The sequence below is a fragment of the Tenacibaculum aestuarii genome (genome assembly GCF_964510395.1).
GTDB classification, from domain to species: Bacteria; Bacteroidota; Bacteroidia; order Flavobacteriales; family Flavobacteriaceae; genus Polaribacter; species Polaribacter aestuarii.
This window is the reverse complement of record NZ_CAZEFY010000003.1, coordinates 326,762-344,995: the sequence shown is the minus strand read 5'-3', so window position 1 is coordinate 344,995 and position 18,234 is coordinate 326,762. Positions and strand designations below refer to the sequence as shown.

The following is an 18,234-nucleotide window of genomic DNA, read 5'->3' as shown; positions in this document are numbered from 1 at the left end:
CAATATAAAACAAAATAAAAAACCGTACAAAAAATGTACGGTTATAATATTGTTATTCAGGTTTGATAAGTAAACTTACTTTATGAAATTACGTTGTCGTTTCGCTTCAAAGGTTAAAATGGCTGCGGCAACCGATACATTCATTGAATCAATTTCACCTTGCATAGGAATGTTAATGTTTTGAGTAGCTTCGTCTCGCCAAATTTGTGTTAAGCCTGTAGCTTCGGTACCTACTACTAAAGCCGTAGCTTTTGTGTAGTCGTTTTTATGGTATTCGTTTGAGTTTTGTAGGGTAGCACTATAAATATGGATGTTGTGCTTTTGTAAAAAAGCAATGATTTCTTCAGAAGAACCTACACCAATTTGATTGGTAAACACACAACCCACACTTGAGCGAATGATGTTGGGATTGAATATATCCGATTTTGGATTTGCAATAAAAACAGCATCTACATTCGCAGCATCGGCAGTACGTAACATAGCACCAATGTTTCCTGGTTTTTCAATCCCTTCCATAACCAACACGAGTGGAGTAGTGGTGTTGAATTCAATAGAATCTACCTCAAAATTTTTTGTTTTCACTACAGCAATAATACCTTCGGTAGTGTCGCGATAGGCAAGTTTTTGATATACTTCTTTCGTAATTTCGATGCAATTAGCAGTTTGATTTTTTATTTCGGTTAGATTTTCTTCTGAGAAAAGTTCAGATACAAAAAGTACAGTGTCAATTTCATATCCACCTTTGAGCACTAACGAAATTTCGCGTTGTCCTTCAACTAAAAAAAGTCCTTTTTTCTTGCGTTCACGCGATTTTTCTTGAAGCTTTAAAAGCTCTTTTATATAGGCGTTTTGTGTACTGCTAATCTGTTTCATTCTTGCAAAAGTACGAATATAGACTTAATCAATTACCTAGAGAGAAATACATGAGGTGTAGAAAAGAAACGATTTAAAGTCAAGTTACAAGAAATTAATTATTTGGCTATCGTTCTACGATAAAAAAAGCTCGGTTGCCCGAGCTTTTTGAGAAAAAATTGTTGTCATTTCAAACATAAGTGAAATGGAAGGAGAAATCTTAAGTTCCAGTAGTGTTTAATCTTAAGAAAAAAACTTACTCATTTTAATGAGATTTCTCACTATCGTTCGAAATGACTAGATGAATTGTTATCTAGATTCCTTCGTCAAACTTCCTCGAAATGATGTTTTATTGATTCTTATACTTATCAGAATAACGTTTCCATAATTTGGTTTGGTGCGATTCTAAACTAATCTTTCTTCCTTGAATAAAAGCTTCGTTTAAAATATTTGTACGCATGTCTAAAGCATCTCCTTCAGAAATAAATAGGGTAGCATCTTTACCAACTTCTAAAGTACCTACTTTATCATCAATTCCTAATATTTTGGCGTTGTTACCTGTAATTAACTGAACTGCTTTTTCTTTATCTAATCCGTAAGCAGCGTAAGTACCTGCATAAAAAGGAAGGTTACGCGTACTCATACGTTCCATTTCTCCTTCCATACCTAAACCAACTAAGATACCTGCATCAGCTAATATTTTAGCTGCACGATAAGGTCTGTCATAATCTGTATCTTCACCATTAGGTAAACGGTGAGCACGTTCTAAAATAACAGGAATGTTGTTAGCGTTTAATAAATCGGCTACTTTTTCAGCTTCTTGTCCGCGTACAATTACGATGTTTTTAATACCTAATTCTTTACAAGTATTTACCGCATCGGTAATTCCTTTTTTACCAGATACATGTACAAACATTTTTTGAGAACCGTTTAAAACACCTTGTAAAGACTCATAAGGTAAGTTTTTAGTAGACTTATTGCTCGCTAAATAACTTTTTGCGTTGGCAAAAAAGTCTTTAAATTCCTCAATGTTTTTTTGATAGTCTTTGTTTGGTTTTAAACCAGGGTCTTCTCCCATCCACCAACGACCACGGCTAAAAGCATTAGGCCAGTTCATGTGAATTCCGTCATCAGTTTTGATAGAAGCATCTTCCCAATTCCAAGCATCTAGTTGAACAATAGAAGAGGTACCAGAGATAACTCCGCCACGAGGCGCTACTTGTGCCATTAACACTCCGTTAGGACGCATCGTTTCTACTACTTTACTTTCAGTATTGTAAGCTATAATACTACGGATGTGAGGTAACATAGTACCAACTTCGTCAACATCTCTTGTAGCACGAACGGCATCAATTTCAGCTAATCCTAAAGAGGTGTTTGCAGCAATAAATCCTGGATATACATGTTTTCCTTTAGCGTCAATAACGGTACCCATGCGGGCAATTTTCATTTTAGCACTTCCTACAAACTTAATTTTTCCGTTAGAGAACATAATTAAAGAGTTTTCAATTACTTCTCCATTACCTAAATGTGCCGTAGCTCCTTCAATAGAATAATCTTGAGTTTGCTTAGGTGCTGGTGTTTGTTGGGCTAGTATGTTTCCTAAGAATAAGAAACATACCAAACTATATATTAATTTAACTTTCATGTTTTGTATTTTTAAGTTCTTACTCTGTATCACAGTGAAATAATTTTTGCGTTTTTTTCTTAGGTGCTTGTGTTTTACCACCTTTTAACTTCTCTTGTAACATCATATTAATCAATTTAGCGCGTTCTGCTTTGATAGCTTTACGTTTTTCTAAATCTTTTTCAATATCGAAGTACATTGCTCCATCAATAATTGTTTTCTCTGCTTTTGAATATACAGATAAAGGATTTCCGCTCCATAAAACTACATCGGCATCTTTACCAACTTTAATACTACCTGTACGATCATTTAAGTGTAATAATTTCGCAGGATTGATAGTTACCGTAGCCCAAGCTTCTTGCTCGCTCATTCCACCGTACTTTATTAATTTTGCCGCTTCTTGGTTTAATCTACGAGACATTTCAGCATCATCAGAATTAATAGCAACGGTAACTCCTTGGTTGTGCATAATTGCCGCGTTGTAAGGAATAGCATCGTTAACTTCATATTTGTATGCCCACCAATCAGAGAAAGTAGAACCACCAACTCCGTGTTCTTTCATTTTATCAGCAAGTTTATACCCTTCTAAAATGTGAGTGAACGTGTTAATGTTAAAGTTGAACTGTTCAGCTACTTTCATCAACATATTAATTTCTGATTGAACGTAAGAGTGACATGAAATGAAACGCTCTTTGTTGATGATTTCTGCTAAGGTTTCTAACTCAATATCTTTACGATAAGGCTGTCCGCTTTTCTTTTTAGCATCGTATTCTTTAGCTCTTTGGAAGTAATCGATATATACTTGTTCAACTCCCATACGAGTTTGTGGGAAACGAATGGTGTTAGAATCTCCCCAGTTAGATTGTTTTACGTTTTCACCTAAAGCAAACTTGATAAATTTAGGGGTATTGTTGTATAATAATCCGTCAGCATTTTCTCCCCATTTTAGTTTAATAATAGCAGAGCGTCCTCCAATAGGATTGGCAGAACCGTGTAAAATTTGAATAGAAGTAACACCACCAGCGATGTTTCTATAAATATTAATATCGTTAGGATTAATAACATCTTCAATAGTAACTTCAGCAGAAGAATTATGACCTGATTCGTTAATTGCTGATGCAGCAATATGTGAGTGCTCATCAATAATACCAGCGGTAAGGTACTTACCTGTTCCGTCAATTATTTTTGCACCTCTACTAGATAAATTAGATCCTATTTTTGAAATTTTTCCATCTTTGATTAACACGTCAGTATTGTTCAATACTTCGTTGTTTTCAGAAGTCCAAACAGTAGCATTTTTAATTAAAATAGTTTCATTTTGAGGCTTAGAAGCGTTACCATAACCTACATTAGGGAAAGAAACAGCAAAAACTTCAGGTGTTTTGTCGTCTTTTTTCTTGTCTTTCTTTTTCTCATCTACTTTAGAAGTATAAGTAGCTGACCATTTACTTTCGTTTCCGTTATTGTCAATAGCGGTACCTTTAATTTGCTTATTATCTAATTGACCAGTTAAGCGTGTAAAATTATCACCTTCTCTTAAAGTAATGTTTATCCAATCATTAGCAAATGAAAAGTTTGATTTGATTTTTTCTTCTTCCTTTTTAATTTCTGCAGTTTGTTTAGCGCCTGAACCTGTAATTGCCATAGTATAGGTTGAACCATTAATATTTAAGGCATAATTACCCGTAATGTCTTTGATATCCATAGGATTGATAACATTCTTAGCTCCTTGAACCCAGTTTTCAAATAAGGTTGTTTTTGAGTCAAAAATATCTCCAGAAGTAATTAAGAAGTTAGCATAGCTTCCAGCTTTTAAGTTACCTACTTTAGTATTTTTTAAAATGTTAGAAGGAATCGTTGTCAATGCTTCTAAAGCAGTAGTTTTATCCAATCCGTGAGCTATAGCTTTTTGTAAGTTAGCATTGAAATCTTTTACATTCTTTAAATCATGCGTAGTTAAGGCGAAAGGAATTTTATTTTGAGCAAACACAGCAGGATTTGAAGGCTCTTGATTCCAAGCGCGCATATCACTCAACGCAATTTTATCCGTTAAAAATGGATTGGATACATCGTAAGCTTTTCTGAAATTAATAGGAAGGATATAAGTAGCATTGGTTGCTTTTATATCGTTAATTCTTTCGTATTCATTTCCTCCACCTAAAATAGTGTATTGAATACCGAATTCATCTCCAATTTTATCAGCTCGTAAATTATCTAAGTAACCACCTGCATTAAAAATTTGTGGTAAGTTTTTGTTATTGTTTAAAGCCTCTAAAGCTAAGTCTGTGTTTTTAGCATTTCCGTTAGCATACCAATCAGCATCTAAATAGGTTTGGCGTAGTAAAGCCATAGCTCCCATACGAGAAGTAGGGTAACTTTGACGTGATTTTACACTTTTAGAAAACGACAAGTAGTTTCCTGATTTTTTATCTAGAATTCGATACGCATCAGTATTGTTAGGATTTAAGGCAACTAACATTCCGTTTCCTTGCATAATTCCATCTTCTAAGTGTGTATTAACAGCACCAAAACCAGCAGCTAATAATTCTTTAGCTTTTTTAGCGTCAAATTTGAATTCTGAAGCAGGATCTATATCAGGGCGAATATGATCGTTCCAATAATATCCTTTTCTACCAGCATCGTATTGAGGTCCCTGTCCGCGACCACCTTCTCTTTTTGGTTTTTCAATACCAAAAGTAGCGTAAACATCTACAAAAGAAGGATAAATAGATTTACCATCAAGATCGATAGTTTGTGCTTCGTTAGGAATGGAAACAGATTTCCCTACAGAAACCACTTTTCCGTCTTTTACAAGTAATGTTCCTTTTTTTATTACTTGATTAGGAGTAACATAAATGGTAGCATTGGTAAATGCATACACATTGTTTTTGGATGACTTTACTCCTGTGTTAGTAGGAAAGTACTCTTGTGCAAAAGAACTACTAATACACAAGGATAAGAGTAAGAATAGTATTTTTTTCATTGAATATTGAGTTGATTAGTTCATAAAAGTATACAGTAAAAAAGGAATAAAAACCCTTTTAACAAAACATTAAGAATTAGTTAAGAATTAACTTTCCGATTTTTTCGTGACCTGATAACCAAGCCGTATTGCTGTCTACAAATTGAATAGCATAGTACCCGTATTTGCTTACATCCGTCCAAGTGTGTCCACCATCATTAGAAAATGAAACGCCAGTTTTTCCAACCGCAAAAACTTCTTTTCCGTTAGTATTAGGTACATATTGCACACAGCTTTTATAATTAGGATTTTGATTATTAGCTACAAGTGTCCATGTTTTACCTCCATCAGAAGTGACAGCTTTGTTAGCAAGATTATCTTCAGGTTTTGAATAGTTTCCTCCAATGGCGATTCCGTCGTTTTCATCGTAAAAATCGATAGAGTAAATTCCTTGTGGACCATCTCCCTGAACTATTGGTGTGTCAAAAATCTCCCAAGTATTACCAAAGTCGGTAGATTTTAAAATACGTGCTTTTGTTCCTCCAGATCCAATCCAAACCGTGTTGTTTACTATCGAAATGTTGGTGTTACTAGCGGCAAAAAACGCTTCACCTTCTTCAAAAGTTGGTAATTGAGAGCATGGTAGTTTAGTCCAAGTATTTCCTCCATCCGAAGTAAGAATAACAGATGGACAGTCTTCTGTAGGATCACCAACTGCAATTCCGTGCTTTCCATCAGCAAAGAATTTCATACTGTCGTAAAATACTTTTTCATTTTTTTCAATATAAACCAATTGAAGCTCTTCTTGACTTTTTTTGTATAGAAGAGCAGGGTTTGCTACCGATAATACAAAAACATTGTTATTATTTTGAGCAATACTTCTAAAATGTGGGATGATAGAATCATTGTATTTCAGTTTTTGAGTGCTCCAAGTTTTACCTCCATCTTCAGTAGTTGTAATATCTCCTATAGAACCAGCATAGGTTAGTTTATTAGCGTCAATAGCTAGTATAGCTCTAATACTAGTGCTGTCTTGTTTCATTTCTGTAATCGTAGCAGAATTAATAGTTCTTGGAGTGTATTGTTTTTCAGTTTTACAAGAAATTAACACGTAAAAGAGAAAGAAAAGTACAGATAGTTGTTTCATGTGTTTGGTTGCTTTTTTTTGATATTTTTACAGAACTAAAAATAGATAAATCAAACTTAATTCAATGAAAAAAGCCTTGGTAATTTCTGGAGGGGGAAGTAAAGGAGCATTTGCAGGCGGAGTTGCACAATACTTAATGAAGCATAAAAATAAAGATTACGATATGCTTTTAGGTACTTCTACAGGTAGTTTAATGGTGTCGCATTTGGCTTTAGGTATGGTTGATGAATTGAAAGAGGTATATACTTCGGTAGATCAAAAAGCTATTTTTAGTAACAGTCCGTTCAGAGTAAAATCAGTACATGGTGAAAAGGTGGTGTCAATACGACATAGAAACACGTTTTGGAACTTTTTAAATGGAAGTAAAACCTTTGGTGAGAGTAAAAATTTACGTAAGCTCATAAAAAATAGCATAACCAAAGAAATGTATGATGAGATTAGAAGGTTAAATAAAGAAGTCGTGGTAACAGTTTCCAATTTAACAGCGAATCAAATTGAATATAAGTCGATTTTAGAGTGCGAATATGAAGATTTTTGTGATTGGATTTGGGGTTCATGTAATTATGTACCGTTTATGAGTTTGTTAGAAAAAGATCACTGTCAGTATGCAGATGGAGGTTTTGGAAGTTTAATACCTATACGAGAGGCAATTTATAGAGGAGCTACAGAGGTAGATGCAGTAATTTTAGCTACCGAAGTGACACAAATGAATAGATTGCCAGCAAAGAACCCATTTTCATTGATGATGGACACGTTTGATTTCATGTTAGAAAATGTTGAAAGACATAATATTACCATAGGAAAACTATCAGCAAAACAGCACAATGTAAAGTTAAATTTATACTATACACCAACGGTTTTAACTACAAATTCTCTAGTATTTGATAAAGAGAAAATGAAACAATGGTGGAAGTCAGGATATAATTATGCTAAAAAGCTAAATGATGATAGAATGACAGAGTTTAGACCAGAAATGGTAGATAATCAGGAAATTGAAGAAGGAATAGAAAACAATTAAGTATGAAGTTTGGAAAGGTTGAACACCCTGAGTTAATAGATTTTACATTACCTGAAACTCACTCTAAAACAATAGAGTTGTTAAGTTCTTATGAAAAGAGTGATAAACCAAGTGTTTTTGTAGGATGTGCTAAGTGGAACAAAGCCGATTTAAAAGGGTTTTATCCGAGAGGCACAAAAGATGAATTAGAATATTATTCGAAGCAATTCAATTCTATCGAATTAAACGCTACTTTTTATCGTCAATTTTCTGCGGAACAATTTGCTAAATGGAAAGAAAAGACTCCAAAAGGGTTTAAGTTTTTTCCAAAGTTAGGGCAGGAGATAAGCCATTGGAAACGACTAGAAGGTGTTCAAGATGCGGTGAATATTTATTTAGATAATGCTTCAAATTTAGAAGAAAAATTAGGAACGATCTTTTTACAATTACATTCTAATTTTGGACCTAAAAACTTTGATAAACTACAAAATTTTGCTGTGAGTTGGCCTAATGGAATTCCGCTTGCCATAGAAGTTCGTCACCCTGATTGGTTTGAAGATAGAGAAGTGTTTGATGAATTCACTCAGTTGTTAGAAGAAAATAATATAGCTAATGTATTGGTTGATACGGCAGGTAGACGGGATATGGTACACATGAGATTGACCAATAATGAGGCTTTTATACGTTATGTAGGAGCAAATCATCCAACAGATTATTCACGTTTGGATGAGTGGGTAGAAAGACTAAAAGAGTGGAGCGATTTAGGATTACAAAATATTAACTTTTTTATCCATCAAAACTTAGAAGTAGAATCTCCTTTATTAGCAGCTTATTTTATAAAAAAGTTGAATAAGGAACTAGGTGTCAACTTAAAAATACCTAATGAAGAGAATAATCAACAAATGAGTTTGTTGTAATAATGTAAGATGGTTTAGTCATTCCGAATGAGGTACGAGGAGGAATCTGTAAGTATTCAAAAGATTTCTCCTTTGGTCGAAATGACGTTTAATTGTTTTTCTAAAAAATAAAAATCCAGCCAAGTAGCTGGATTTTTATTTTATATTGTTTTGATTGTTTTTATTTCAAGTCAATATACATATTATTATAGTCAGGGTTTGACATAGATGAGTTCCAAGAAGGTGAAATTTTATAACCTTTTCGCAATGTTGGTAGTCCTTTAGCTCCTGTTGTAATATATTGAATAGTTCTATCTAATAAAGGTTCTGTAGGATCACCTAAGACACCTAAATTCCCAGGATCTTCATCTATAAGAATATCAGGAGTAAATCCTTCAGGAGAATTTTCTCCATTAACATTTTGAATTTCAGAAACAATAGGCTGTAGAGCCCAGGTATGACTTTTTAAATTATCTCCATATCGAGTATAATCGTCAGAATCGTATAAAGTTATCGAACCAACATGCTTTCCATAAGTTTGATCTCCTACCAGCTTAACATCAATATATGGCTTAAGAGAATTGATTAGGACTTCAGAAGCTGAGGCAGAATTACCAGAAACAATAAAATATACCGTTGTTAAATTCAAACTGTTAATAGTTTCTTCTAACACAATAGTTCCTTGCGGATCTGTATTTTTAATTTGATTCGTAAAATTATTGATGAATGTTTCAGCAGGGCGAGAATTCATTACTTTTTGATTCCATAGTTGTTTCGCAAACAACTCATCAGTAAATTGTCCAGTAATCATACTACTTAAATAGGTAGCTGTTTGTAGAGAACCACCACCATTGTAGCGTAAATCGATGATTAAATCAGTAATTCCGGCAGCTTTAAAGTTGGCAAATTCAGCGTTTAAATCTCCATCGAAATCTTTAGAGAATTGATTATAGAGTAAATAACCAATTGTATGACCTCCATCTGTAATTATATTGCTTACCTTAACAGGGTTTTCAGTTACTTGTGATTTGTTTACTGTGATAGTTGTTCCATTACTAATAGGGTTTCCTCCATTATAATCAGCCAAATGAATGGTAAATGTTTCATTATTAAATAAATCATTCACATTAGCCCTGGTTAAAGTTGTTCCGTTAACTTCAGTAATAATCATACCTCTAGTTACTCCTTGCATTTCAGCATCAGAGCCATTAACAACATCGTATACGTACACATAATAACCATCAGAACCGTCAGAAAAATCAGCACCTAAAGCTTTCATACCACTTGTTAATCGTGTACCTGCAAAAGACTGCTCAAGGGCAATATAATCATCTACAATCCAAGAATAAGTTTTATTAGGGTCTTGTGGATATTCATTATCCATGTATAATAAGCTATAAAAAAGATCTACTGGGTCATCATAGCCCGATAAATAACTATATATTTCGTTATCGTTACTAAAACGTCTATCATCTAAATCAGGAACTAAATCTTGCCATAAGTAGTATGCATTTAAGCCTCTCCAAACAAAATGTTGAACTTCTATGTTTTTAGGGGCATCATCTTTTTCACTACAAGAAACAATAAGTATAGAAAATAAGAGAATAAGGGCTGTTTTTACTATTTTCATCTATTTTAGATTTTTGTAATTGTTTGTTTTATTAATGATTTAATCAAGTTACGTGAGTGTGGTATACCTAAATGCCTATTGTGGGCTTTCATAAGGAATGTGCTAACTGTAATACCAACGCAATTTAACGAATAATATTATTTTTTTTATTATTGATGTAACAAACTTGAAACTGCCTCGTCGTAGTTATGTAAGCCTGATAAATAAGAAGTGTTTATTTTAAAGGATTACGCAATTAATCAACTAAACAATGAACCAAACAGACTTTTTAAAAGTTGTATTACCATTTAAAGACAAAGTCTTTCGTTTAGCGAAAAGATTGTTGGTTTCTACAGAAGAAGCTGAAGACGCTACGCAAGAATTGTATTTTAAATTGTGGAGGAATCGGGAAAAACTGTCCGACTACAAAAACGTAGAGGCATTTGCGATGACGATGACAAAAAATTATTGTTATGATCGATTAAAATCGAAGCAAGCAAGTAATTTAACATTAGTGCATAGCAATTATAAAGAAAAAGAAACATCGCTAGAAAAGAAAGTAGAACATAACGATAGTGTAAACCAAGTACATCAGCTCATTGAAAAATTACCTGAACAACAAAAAATAATCATCCAGTTACGTGATATAGAACAGTATGATTTTGATGAAATATGCAAAATGGTAGATATGAAACCCACCGCAGTAAGGGTAGCGTTATCAAGAGCGAGAAAAACAATAAGAGAAGAACTCATTAAAAAACATAACTATGGAGTTAGCTAACATAGAGAAGTTATTAGAAAAATATCTAGACGCAGAAACAACGTTGCAAGAAGAAAAGATGCTACAAGAGTATTTTACCTCAAACAATGTGGCACCTCATTTGCAAGAGTACAGTATGATGTTTGGTTATTTTAAACAAAGTAAAGATGAAACCTTTACCCAAACCATTCAGTTAAAACCTGAGAAAACTAAGAAGAACTGGAAATGGTTGTCGGTAGCAGCGTCAGTAGTCTTACTATTTAGTGTATTTATAGGTAACGAAGAATACCAAAAGCATCAACAACGTAAACAGTTTGCGCAAATTAAAGAAGCGTTACAACTAGTTTCAGTCAATTTAAACAAAGGAAACGAAGCTATATATGCCGTTTCAAACAACCTAAAAAAGGGAAGTGATGCAATTGAACATTTAGAAACCTATGAAGAAACAGTAAATAAAGTAATAAACACTGTAAATTAATTAAGAAAGTAAAACCAAGTACTTATAAACAAAAGAAATCATGAAAAAAGTAATAGTATTATTAGCATTAGCATTTGTATCTAACTTAAGTTTCGGACAATCAATTTTTGATAAGTTAGAAGATATTGATGAAGTTTCATCAGTTGTTGTAAACAAAGATGCTTTTGAAATTTTATCAAAATTTAAAGTAGAGTCTGAAGACAATGAAGCAATGGAAGTTTTTAAGATGATTCAAGACTTACAAGAATTAAAAGTTTTTTCTACTGAAAATGCTGCCGTAGCAGCTCAAATGGAAAATATGGTAAAATCAGCTGTAGGAAAGAGTAACTTAATTGAGTTAATGCGAGTAAAAGATAAAGATTCTCGTGTAAAGATTTATGTTAAGGCAACTAAAAACAAAGATTTTGTAAGTGAAGTGTTAATGTTTGTAAAAGACAAAGATTCTAAAAACGGATCACCAGAATCTGTAATTGTTTCTTTAACAGGAAATATAGATATTAACAAAATGTCTAAACTAGCAGAAACATTTTCTAAAGACGGAAAGAAAGATAAATAAAACAAACAGAGCAGCGTTAATTCGTTAACGCTGCTTTCAATCAAAAACTAACAACAATGAAAAAACTAGTTATATATTCAATGTTACTAATAGTATTTGTAACAGTTTCTTGTAAAACAGAATCGTTACAAAGTTATTTGGTAGAAAGTCAAGACAAAGAAGGTTTTATGTCGTTTGACTTACCAGCAAGTGCACTTCAATTAAGTATGGATAAAGCTTCTGAAGAAGATAAAAAGGCCTACGAAAGCATAAAAAAAATAAACGTTACAGGTGTTCCGTATAAAAACTTAGACGAGGCAAGCTATGAAGCTGAAAAAGAGAGATTAAAATCTATTTTAAAGAAATCAAACTACAAAGAGTTGATGAAATTTAAAAAAGACGGAGCCAATGCAGCAATTTATTATTTAGGTGAAGCAGATGCTATCGACGAAATAGTAGCTTTTGGTTATGGAAAAGGAATGGGAGTAGGTGTAGCACGTGTTTTAGGAGAAAATATGGATGTTAACAAAATCATGGGAATGATGCAGAAAGCTAATTTCGATGCAGGAAATATTGACCTAAAACAATTTAAAATGATTTTAGGAGATAGTGATATAGTCTCAGATAAAGCAGAGTAACCATCATTATTAAAAATATAAAAAAGGCCATCAGATTTCTGATGGCTTTTTTCTTTTTAACGGGGCATTAACAAGCCTACCAATAGATTTTCCTATTTTTGGAGTCTAAACAAAAAAATATGAAGTTTCAAAAACTCCTTGTTGTCGTTGTTACCCTTTTTACAGTAACATTATTTTCTCAATCTGATAAAACCTACAGAGCAGAAAGAGACAAAGTTCATAGTTTAATTCACACGAAGTTAAAAGTAGATTTTAACTTTCAAGAGCAAGAAATGAATGGAGAAGAATGGGTAACACTAAAACCACATTTTTATGAAACGGATAAAGTTACTTTAGATGCCAAAGCAATGGAAATTCATAAAGTAACGATGAATAACCAACCATTAGATTTTAATTATGACGATTTTGAGTTGGTTATCAATTTACCTCGCAAATACAATCGAAACGAAGAGTTTACTTTATATATCAAATATACTGCACGTCCTGAAAGAGTAAAGCAAAAAGGAAGTACTGCAATAACTTCAGCGAAAGGGTTGTATTTTATCAACCCGAAAGGCTTAGATAAAAACAAACCGACCCAAATTTGGACGCAAGGTGAAACTGAAGCGAGTAGTTGTTGGTTTCCGACGATTGATGCGCCAAATCAAAAGACATCACAAGAAATTTACATGACGGTTCCGCAAAAGTATGTAACACTTTCTAACGGAAAATTAGAAAAGCAAACAACAAATACAGATGGAACTCGTACAGATTATTGGAATTTTACTCAAAAGCACGCTCCGTATTTATTCTTTATGGGAGTGGGAGAGTATGAGGTTATTAAAGACAAATACAAAGATATACCAGTTGATTATTATGTAGAAAAGGAATATGCTCCGTATGCAAAAGATATTTTTGGAAATACGCCTGAAATGTTAGCTTTCTTCTCTAAAATAACAGGAATTGAGTATCCTTGGAATAAGTATGCACAAATAGTTGGTCGCGATTATGTTAGTGGAGCTATGGAAAATACCACAGCGGTAATTCATGGAGAAAACGCATACCAAAGACCAGGGCAGTTAATTGATGAAAATGTGCAAGAAAATACCATTGCGCACGAAGTTTTTCATCATTGGTTTGGTGATTTAGTTACAACTGAAAGCTGGAGTAACTTAACTGTAAACGAGAGTTTTGCGAATTATAGCGAATATTTATGGTTAGAGCATAAATATGGAAAAGACGAAGCAGATGCACATTTGTTTGAAGACAGTGAAGCCTATAAGCAAGGGCAAAATTATGACAAGCATTTAGTTCGTTTTTATTACGATGATAAAGAAGATATGTTTGATGCGGTGAGTTACAACAAAGGAGGCGCTATTTTGCACATGTTGCGCAATTATTTAGGGGATGATGCTTTTTACACGACATTAAATACCTATTTAACCGATTATAAATACGGAACAGCAGAAGCACACCAATTGCGTTTAGCTTTTGAAAAAGTTACTGGAAAAGATTTAAACTGGTTTTTCAATCAGTGGTATTTTAACAGCGGTCACCCGAAGTTGTCTATTTCGTATGATTATAACAAGTTACGTAAAACGGTAACTGTAAATATCATTCAAACTCAAATAAATGAGTTTAAATTCCCATTTGCGATTGATGTTTTTGAAGGCGGTAAACGCACACGTCATAATGTTTTTGTGGATGGTAGAGATGCTTCGTTTACCTTTCCTTTTACCAAACAACCAGATTTAATTCAAGTAAATGCAGACGGTGTATTGCTGTGTGATATCAATGAAAATAAAGTATTGAGTGATTATATCCATCAATTAAAATATGCTCAAAACTACGCTCATAAAAGAGAAGCGTTGTTAGAAGTTGCAAAGCATCAAGATGATAAAAATGCGTTTAATGCAGTTGCTGGAGCGATGAATGACGATTTTTATAAAATCAGAATTTTAGCGTTAGAAAATATCAATCTAATCAATAAAAATTCAAAAAGAAATGTGATTGATAAAATCATGAAAATGGCTAATAACGATCCTAAAACATTAGTACAAGCTGCTGCTATTGAAACGTTAGGAAAGTTAACAGATCCTGCATTAAAATCGGTATTTGATAAAGGTTTACAAAGTAAATCATACTCAGTATTGGGTAAATCATTGGTAGCAATGTATTATATCGATAAGCAGTTGGCAATTCAAAAATCAAAGACCTTACCGTTAGAAGTAAAAAAGATTGTAGCTACTCCGTTAACACGTATTTATTTAGAAGAAAATGATGATACAGAGTTAAGTTTTATTGCGGGTAATGTAATGGCAGGAATGTTCTTAAGTCCGAATAAGAAAATTCAATCTTTATACAAAGAAGCGTTTGATAAAATTGGAAAAAGTAACAATACAGAAGCTATTCAAAATTTAGCGGATGATATTGTAGCGAAAGGACTTCAATACAAGCAATATAATTTTGATAAAGTAGGAATTAACTTGTTACGTCAATTAGTAGAAATGCAAAAGGCAAACAATCCTTCAAACATTGATAATAACTTACGAGTTATACAAATTGCAACAGCAAAATTGTTAGAGTAAACAAAATTAAACTCTTAGCACATATTATATAAAATCATAAAGTTTAAGTTAAAAAGAATACTTAGTTTTGGCACAGAAATTGAATTTTCTAGCGAAACTTAAACTTTATGATTAAAAAAACTACCCTACTATCTATTTTTTCAGTGCTAGTATTAGCGTCTTGTAGTAGTGTTAAAACTACCGAGAAAGCGATTAATTCTGGTGATTACGAAAAAGCTATTTCTTTATCAATAGAAAATTTAGCAAAGAACAAAACTAAAGAAAAAAATCAGCCGTATGTGTTGATGCTTCAAGAAGCTTTTGCTAAAGCGACTCAAAGAGATTTAGACCGTATTTCATTTTTAGAAAAAGAGCAAAATCCGTCGAATTTAGAATCTATTTATAATTTATACCAACGATTAAACAATCGTCAGGAAAGAATTAAACCATTATTACCGTTACGAATTTTATCATCAGGAAGTGATGCTAAATTTAAAATGGTTAGTTATGCTGATAGAATTATAGAAGCTAAAGAAAACTATGCCGATTATTTATACGAAAATGGAGTAGCCTTGTTGAATGACGGAAAGCGTAATAAAATTAATTACCGACATGCTTTTGATGAACTAAGACATTTAGATAAAATCAACCCGAATTATAAAGATACAAGAGCGTTGATTGAAGAAGCTCATGAGTTGGGGACAGATTTTGTACACGTATCAGTAAGAAATAAAACCAATCAGATAATTCCTAAAAGATTAGAAAGAGATTTATTGGCGATTGATACCTACGGATTAAATGATTTATGGACCGTATATCATGCAAATAAAGACAGAAAAATTCGTTACGATTTTGATTTGGAATTAGATTTTAGAAATATTGAAATTTCTCCTGAACAAGTTCGCGAAAAAGAAATCATTAAAGAAAAAAGAATTAAAGACGGTTATAAGTACTTGTTAGATAACAACGGTAACTACGTAAAGGATAGTTTAGGAAATAAAATAAAGGTAGATAAGTACAAAGTAATTCGTTGTAAATTATATCAATTTACGCAGTTTAAAAGCAGCCGAGTTAGTGGAGTTGTAAAGTATATTGATAACAGAACGAATCAATTAGTACAAAAGTTTCCTATTCAAAGTGAGTTTGTATTTGAGCACATATATGCCGATTATGATGGTGACAAAAGAGCGTTAGAAACTTCTCTGTTAGATTTATTGAATGAAAGAGTAGTGAGTTTTCCATCCAACGAACAAATGGTATACGATACGGGTACCGATTTAAAACAGAAACTAAAACATATTATCACACGAAATAAGTTTAGAAATTAAAGAAAAGCTCCTGTTAAATAGCAGGAGCTTTTTTTATTATATTTGAGTATGGAAAAGGATTTTAATATTATAACTTTTGAATATAAAAGGACGAATAAAACTAGCTTGTTTTTTAAATTGTTAAGTGTAGTTTTGATTATGGTCTTTTTATTTAATCCTTTATCTGAGTTTGTAGATGTTTTCAGAAAAAGTTTACCTCATGGTTGGTGTTGTCAACCTAATTTTTGTAATCTAAATACTTACCATTTTTTATAAATGGATTTATTCTCACAATTTGACGATGCTCCTAAAAACTTACTTCCGAAAGATGGAACAGTAAACTACTACGGAATAGTTTTGTCTAAGGAACTAGCAGACCATTATTACGAAGCTTTATTAAATTCCATTGAATGGCGTAATGACGAAGCTATTATTTTTGGAAAACGCATGGTAACCAAACGAAAAGTAGCTTGGTATGCAGAGCAACCTTTTGAATATTCCTATTCTAACATTACCAAAACAGCCTTACCCTTTACCAAAGAATTAATAGCGTTAAAAGAATTAGTTGAAAAGAAAACTAACGAAACCTACAACTCTTGTTTGTTGAATTTATACCACGATGGTTCTGAAGGAATGGCGTGGCATAGTGATGGGGAAAAAGATTTAAAAAAGAACGGAGCGATTGCTTCGTTAAGTTTTGGAGCAGAAAGACGTTTTGGTTTTAAACACAAACAAACCAAAGAGACGGTTTATAAAGTATTAGAACACGGTTCGTTATTGGTAATGAAAGACGAAACTCAAACCCATTGGTTACACCGATTACCACCTACAAAAAAAATCCACCGACCACGAGTAAACTTAACGTTTAGAACGATTGTGAGGTAGGTTTATCTATGTTGTTTTGGCTAATTATTTTTTAGTGTTAATATTTCTCCAAGTAATAAATAAACATTGAGAAATAAATTTTTAGCCTCTTTAGAATCTACATCATCGTGAACACCAGCTGATACACGTGAATATAAATTCGATAAATTCTGCCTTATTTTTTTCTTTCTATTCTTACTTTCACAATGTTGGTGAACGTATGCATTTATTCTGTTCAAAACATTATTTTCATTTAGGGATAAATCATTTCCACCAATATTAATTGTTTCAATTGTAGGAGGGAAAACTTTATTAGCAAAATTATCTATTATTCTTCGGCAAGTTGTCAAGGCTTGACTTATTGACTCTTTGTCATTTTCTGATAGTCTTGCAAATACAGAAGGAATTTGTTCAATTACATCACCACTATTTTCGGCTAGTAATAAATCAATATCATTTTTGTAATTATCAAAAATACTTTCTGCTAGTTGGTCGAATGTTCTTTCGTAATAAACATTAGTAACAAATTCATGAACTAAGGAAATTACTCTACTTTTTATACCTCCAAGTTTAGCTATTCTAATAGCTGTTTCATTAATTGATAACCTTATATCTTTAATAATTGGTAGTGCCATTTCTGCACTGGTGTCTGGAATTCTTAATTGATTTAGTTTTAAAGTTTCTATTTGAATTTTTGCCTCAATTTGCGATAAGGGAAACCAATATCCTTTGGACTCTTTTTTGTTAGTCCATCGTCCAGTTTTTGTCATATAGATTCTTGATAACTCTGAATCTGGATAACCTTGCATCTCGAATTTTAACCAATCTCTAACTTTAGAATCATCTACATATCTTGCTAATCTTGTAGTTTTTAAAAGAATGGATTGAGCTTCGTTTTTAGTCAGTTCAATATCGTCCATTATTTCTGTAGCTAATTTTAAAATATGTTTGTTTTTTGATTCCAATTTTTTCGGTTTATTGAGCACAAGGTTATTTAAGAATATGATTTAGTTTCA

General features: G+C 32.6%; 15 protein-coding genes. 9 read left to right on the top strand and 6 right to left on the bottom strand.

All coding sequences use genetic code 11. The features are described from left to right. Positions 1 to 75: 75 nt before the first annotated feature. From ACKTSU_RS07700 to ACKTSU_RS07685, 4 genes are all read right to left on the bottom strand, one after another. Entirely contained in the window at positions 76 to 873 is a 798-nt protein-coding gene (locus tag ACKTSU_RS07700) for a TrmH family RNA methyltransferase (protein ID WP_408035793.1), read from the bottom strand. A 328-nt stretch (positions 874 to 1,201) separates the two neighbouring features. Then, on the bottom strand, positions 1,202 to 2,500 hold the full coding sequence (locus ACKTSU_RS07695; RefSeq protein WP_408035792.1) for an amidohydrolase family protein: 1,299 nt from the start codon (positions 2,498 to 2,500) through the stop codon (positions 1,202 to 1,204). A 19-nt stretch (positions 2,501 to 2,519) separates the two neighbouring features. Then, positions 2,520 to 5,462, bottom strand: coding sequence for an amidohydrolase family protein (locus ACKTSU_RS07690; RefSeq protein ID WP_408035791.1), 2,943 nt, complete (start codon positions 5,460 to 5,462; stop codon positions 2,520 to 2,522). A gap of 76 nt (positions 5,463 to 5,538) precedes the next feature. Beyond that, positions 5,539 to 6,588 carry a WD40/YVTN/BNR-like repeat-containing protein gene (locus ACKTSU_RS07685; protein WP_408035790.1) on the bottom strand — a complete coding sequence of 350 codons (1,050 nt, stop codon included), beginning with the start codon at positions 6,586 to 6,588 and terminating at the stop codon, positions 5,539 to 5,541. Between the two features lie 64 nt (positions 6,589 to 6,652). On the opposite strand from ACKTSU_RS07685, the gene ACKTSU_RS07680 reads away from it, so the two are divergent. Next, a complete protein-coding gene (locus ACKTSU_RS07680) occupies positions 6,653 to 7,606 on the top strand; it encodes a patatin-like phospholipase family protein (protein ID WP_408035789.1) in 954 nt (317 codons plus the stop codon). 2 nt (positions 7,607 to 7,608) lie between these two features. Then, positions 7,609 to 8,502 (top strand): DUF72 domain-containing protein, encoded by an 894-nt coding sequence (locus ACKTSU_RS07675; RefSeq protein WP_408035788.1) that lies wholly within the window; start codon positions 7,609 to 7,611, stop codon positions 8,500 to 8,502. A 160-nt stretch (positions 8,503 to 8,662) separates the two neighbouring features. Here the strand turns inward: ACKTSU_RS07675 and ACKTSU_RS07670 are convergent, their stop codons facing one another. Further along, positions 8,663 to 10,111 carry a S41 family peptidase gene (locus ACKTSU_RS07670; protein WP_408035787.1) on the bottom strand — a complete coding sequence of 483 codons (1,449 nt, stop codon included), beginning with the start codon at positions 10,109 to 10,111 and terminating at the stop codon, positions 8,663 to 8,665. Positions 10,112 to 10,361: 250 nt separating this feature from the next. Between ACKTSU_RS07670 and ACKTSU_RS07665 the strand changes: the two genes are divergently transcribed. The 7 genes from ACKTSU_RS07665 (at position 10,362) to ACKTSU_RS07635 (ending at position 17,239) form a co-directional block, all read left to right on the top strand. Beyond that, on the top strand, positions 10,362 to 10,871 hold the full coding sequence (locus tag ACKTSU_RS07665) for an RNA polymerase sigma factor (RefSeq protein ID WP_028891866.1): 510 nt from the start codon (positions 10,362 to 10,364) through the stop codon (positions 10,869 to 10,871). Then, positions 10,858 to 11,328 carry a hypothetical protein gene (locus ACKTSU_RS07660; RefSeq protein WP_408035786.1) on the top strand — a complete coding sequence of 157 codons (471 nt, stop codon included), beginning with the start codon at positions 10,858 to 10,860 and terminating at the stop codon, positions 11,326 to 11,328. The genes ACKTSU_RS07665 and ACKTSU_RS07660 overlap by 14 nt, the downstream gene beginning before the upstream one ends. Positions 11,329 to 11,368: 40 nt before the next feature. After that, complete coding sequence (locus tag ACKTSU_RS07655; protein ID WP_274639997.1) at positions 11,369 to 11,884, top strand: DUF4252 domain-containing protein; 516 nt, start codon at positions 11,369 to 11,371, stop codon at positions 11,882 to 11,884. A gap of 56 nt (positions 11,885 to 11,940) precedes the next feature. After that, a complete protein-coding gene (locus tag ACKTSU_RS07650) occupies positions 11,941 to 12,501 on the top strand; it encodes a DUF4252 domain-containing protein (RefSeq protein ID WP_408035785.1) in 561 nt (186 codons plus the stop codon). Positions 12,502 to 12,620: 119 nt separating this feature from the next. After that, positions 12,621 to 15,068: a M1 family aminopeptidase gene (locus tag ACKTSU_RS07645; protein ID WP_408035784.1), complete on the top strand. Its 2,448-nt coding sequence runs from the start codon at positions 12,621 to 12,623 to the stop codon at positions 15,066 to 15,068. Between the two features lie 107 nt (positions 15,069 to 15,175). Then, positions 15,176 to 16,375 (top strand): hypothetical protein, encoded by a 1,200-nt coding sequence (locus ACKTSU_RS07640; protein ID WP_408035783.1) that lies wholly within the window; start codon positions 15,176 to 15,178, stop codon positions 16,373 to 16,375. Positions 16,376 to 16,630: 255 nt separating this feature from the next. Next, entirely contained in the window at positions 16,631 to 17,239 is a 609-nt protein-coding gene (locus ACKTSU_RS07635; protein WP_408035782.1) for an alpha-ketoglutarate-dependent dioxygenase AlkB family protein, read from the top strand. 20 nt (positions 17,240 to 17,259) lie between these two features. On the opposite strand, the gene ACKTSU_RS07630 is transcribed toward ACKTSU_RS07635, so the two are convergent. Then, entirely contained in the window at positions 17,260 to 18,183 is a 924-nt protein-coding gene (locus ACKTSU_RS07630) for an AbiTii domain-containing protein (RefSeq protein ID WP_408035781.1), read from the bottom strand. Between the last annotated feature and the right edge of the window lie 51 nt (positions 18,184 to 18,234).

Excerpts from the sequence above, each read along its gene's own strand:
- ACKTSU_RS07665 (WP_028891866.1), top strand. The coding sequence starts at position 10,362 with ATGAACCAAACAGACTTTTTAAAAGTTGTATTACCATTTAAAGACAAA.
- ACKTSU_RS07645 (WP_408035784.1), top strand. The coding sequence starts at position 12,621 with ATGAAGTTTCAAAAACTCCTTGTTGTCGTTGTTACCCTTTTTACAGTA.
- ACKTSU_RS07680 (WP_408035789.1), top strand. The coding sequence starts at position 6,653 with ATGAAAAAAGCCTTGGTAATTTCTGGAGGGGGAAGTAAAGGAGCATTT.
- ACKTSU_RS07650 (WP_408035785.1), top strand. The coding sequence starts at position 11,941 with ATGAAAAAACTAGTTATATATTCAATGTTACTAATAGTATTTGTAACA.
- ACKTSU_RS07635 (WP_408035782.1), top strand. The coding sequence starts at position 16,631 with ATGGATTTATTCTCACAATTTGACGATGCTCCTAAAAACTTACTTCCG.
- ACKTSU_RS07690 (WP_408035791.1), bottom strand. The coding sequence starts at position 5,462 with ATGAAAAAAATACTATTCTTACTCTTATCCTTGTGTATTAGTAGTTCT.
- ACKTSU_RS07675 (WP_408035788.1), top strand. The coding sequence starts at position 7,609 with ATGAAGTTTGGAAAGGTTGAACACCCTGAGTTAATAGATTTTACATTA.
- ACKTSU_RS07660 (WP_408035786.1), top strand. The coding sequence starts at position 10,858 with ATGGAGTTAGCTAACATAGAGAAGTTATTAGAAAAATATCTAGACGCA.
- ACKTSU_RS07685 (WP_408035790.1), bottom strand. The coding sequence starts at position 6,588 with ATGAAACAACTATCTGTACTTTTCTTTCTCTTTTACGTGTTAATTTCT.
- ACKTSU_RS07640 (WP_408035783.1), top strand. The coding sequence starts at position 15,176 with ATGATTAAAAAAACTACCCTACTATCTATTTTTTCAGTGCTAGTATTA.
- ACKTSU_RS07670 (WP_408035787.1), bottom strand. The coding sequence starts at position 10,111 with ATGAAAATAGTAAAAACAGCCCTTATTCTCTTATTTTCTATACTTATT.
- ACKTSU_RS07655 (WP_274639997.1), top strand. The coding sequence starts at position 11,369 with ATGAAAAAAGTAATAGTATTATTAGCATTAGCATTTGTATCTAACTTA.
- ACKTSU_RS07695 (WP_408035792.1), bottom strand. The coding sequence starts at position 2,500 with ATGAAAGTTAAATTAATATATAGTTTGGTATGTTTCTTATTCTTAGGA.
- ACKTSU_RS07700 (WP_408035793.1), bottom strand. The coding sequence starts at position 873 with ATGAAACAGATTAGCAGTACACAAAACGCCTATATAAAAGAGCTTTTA.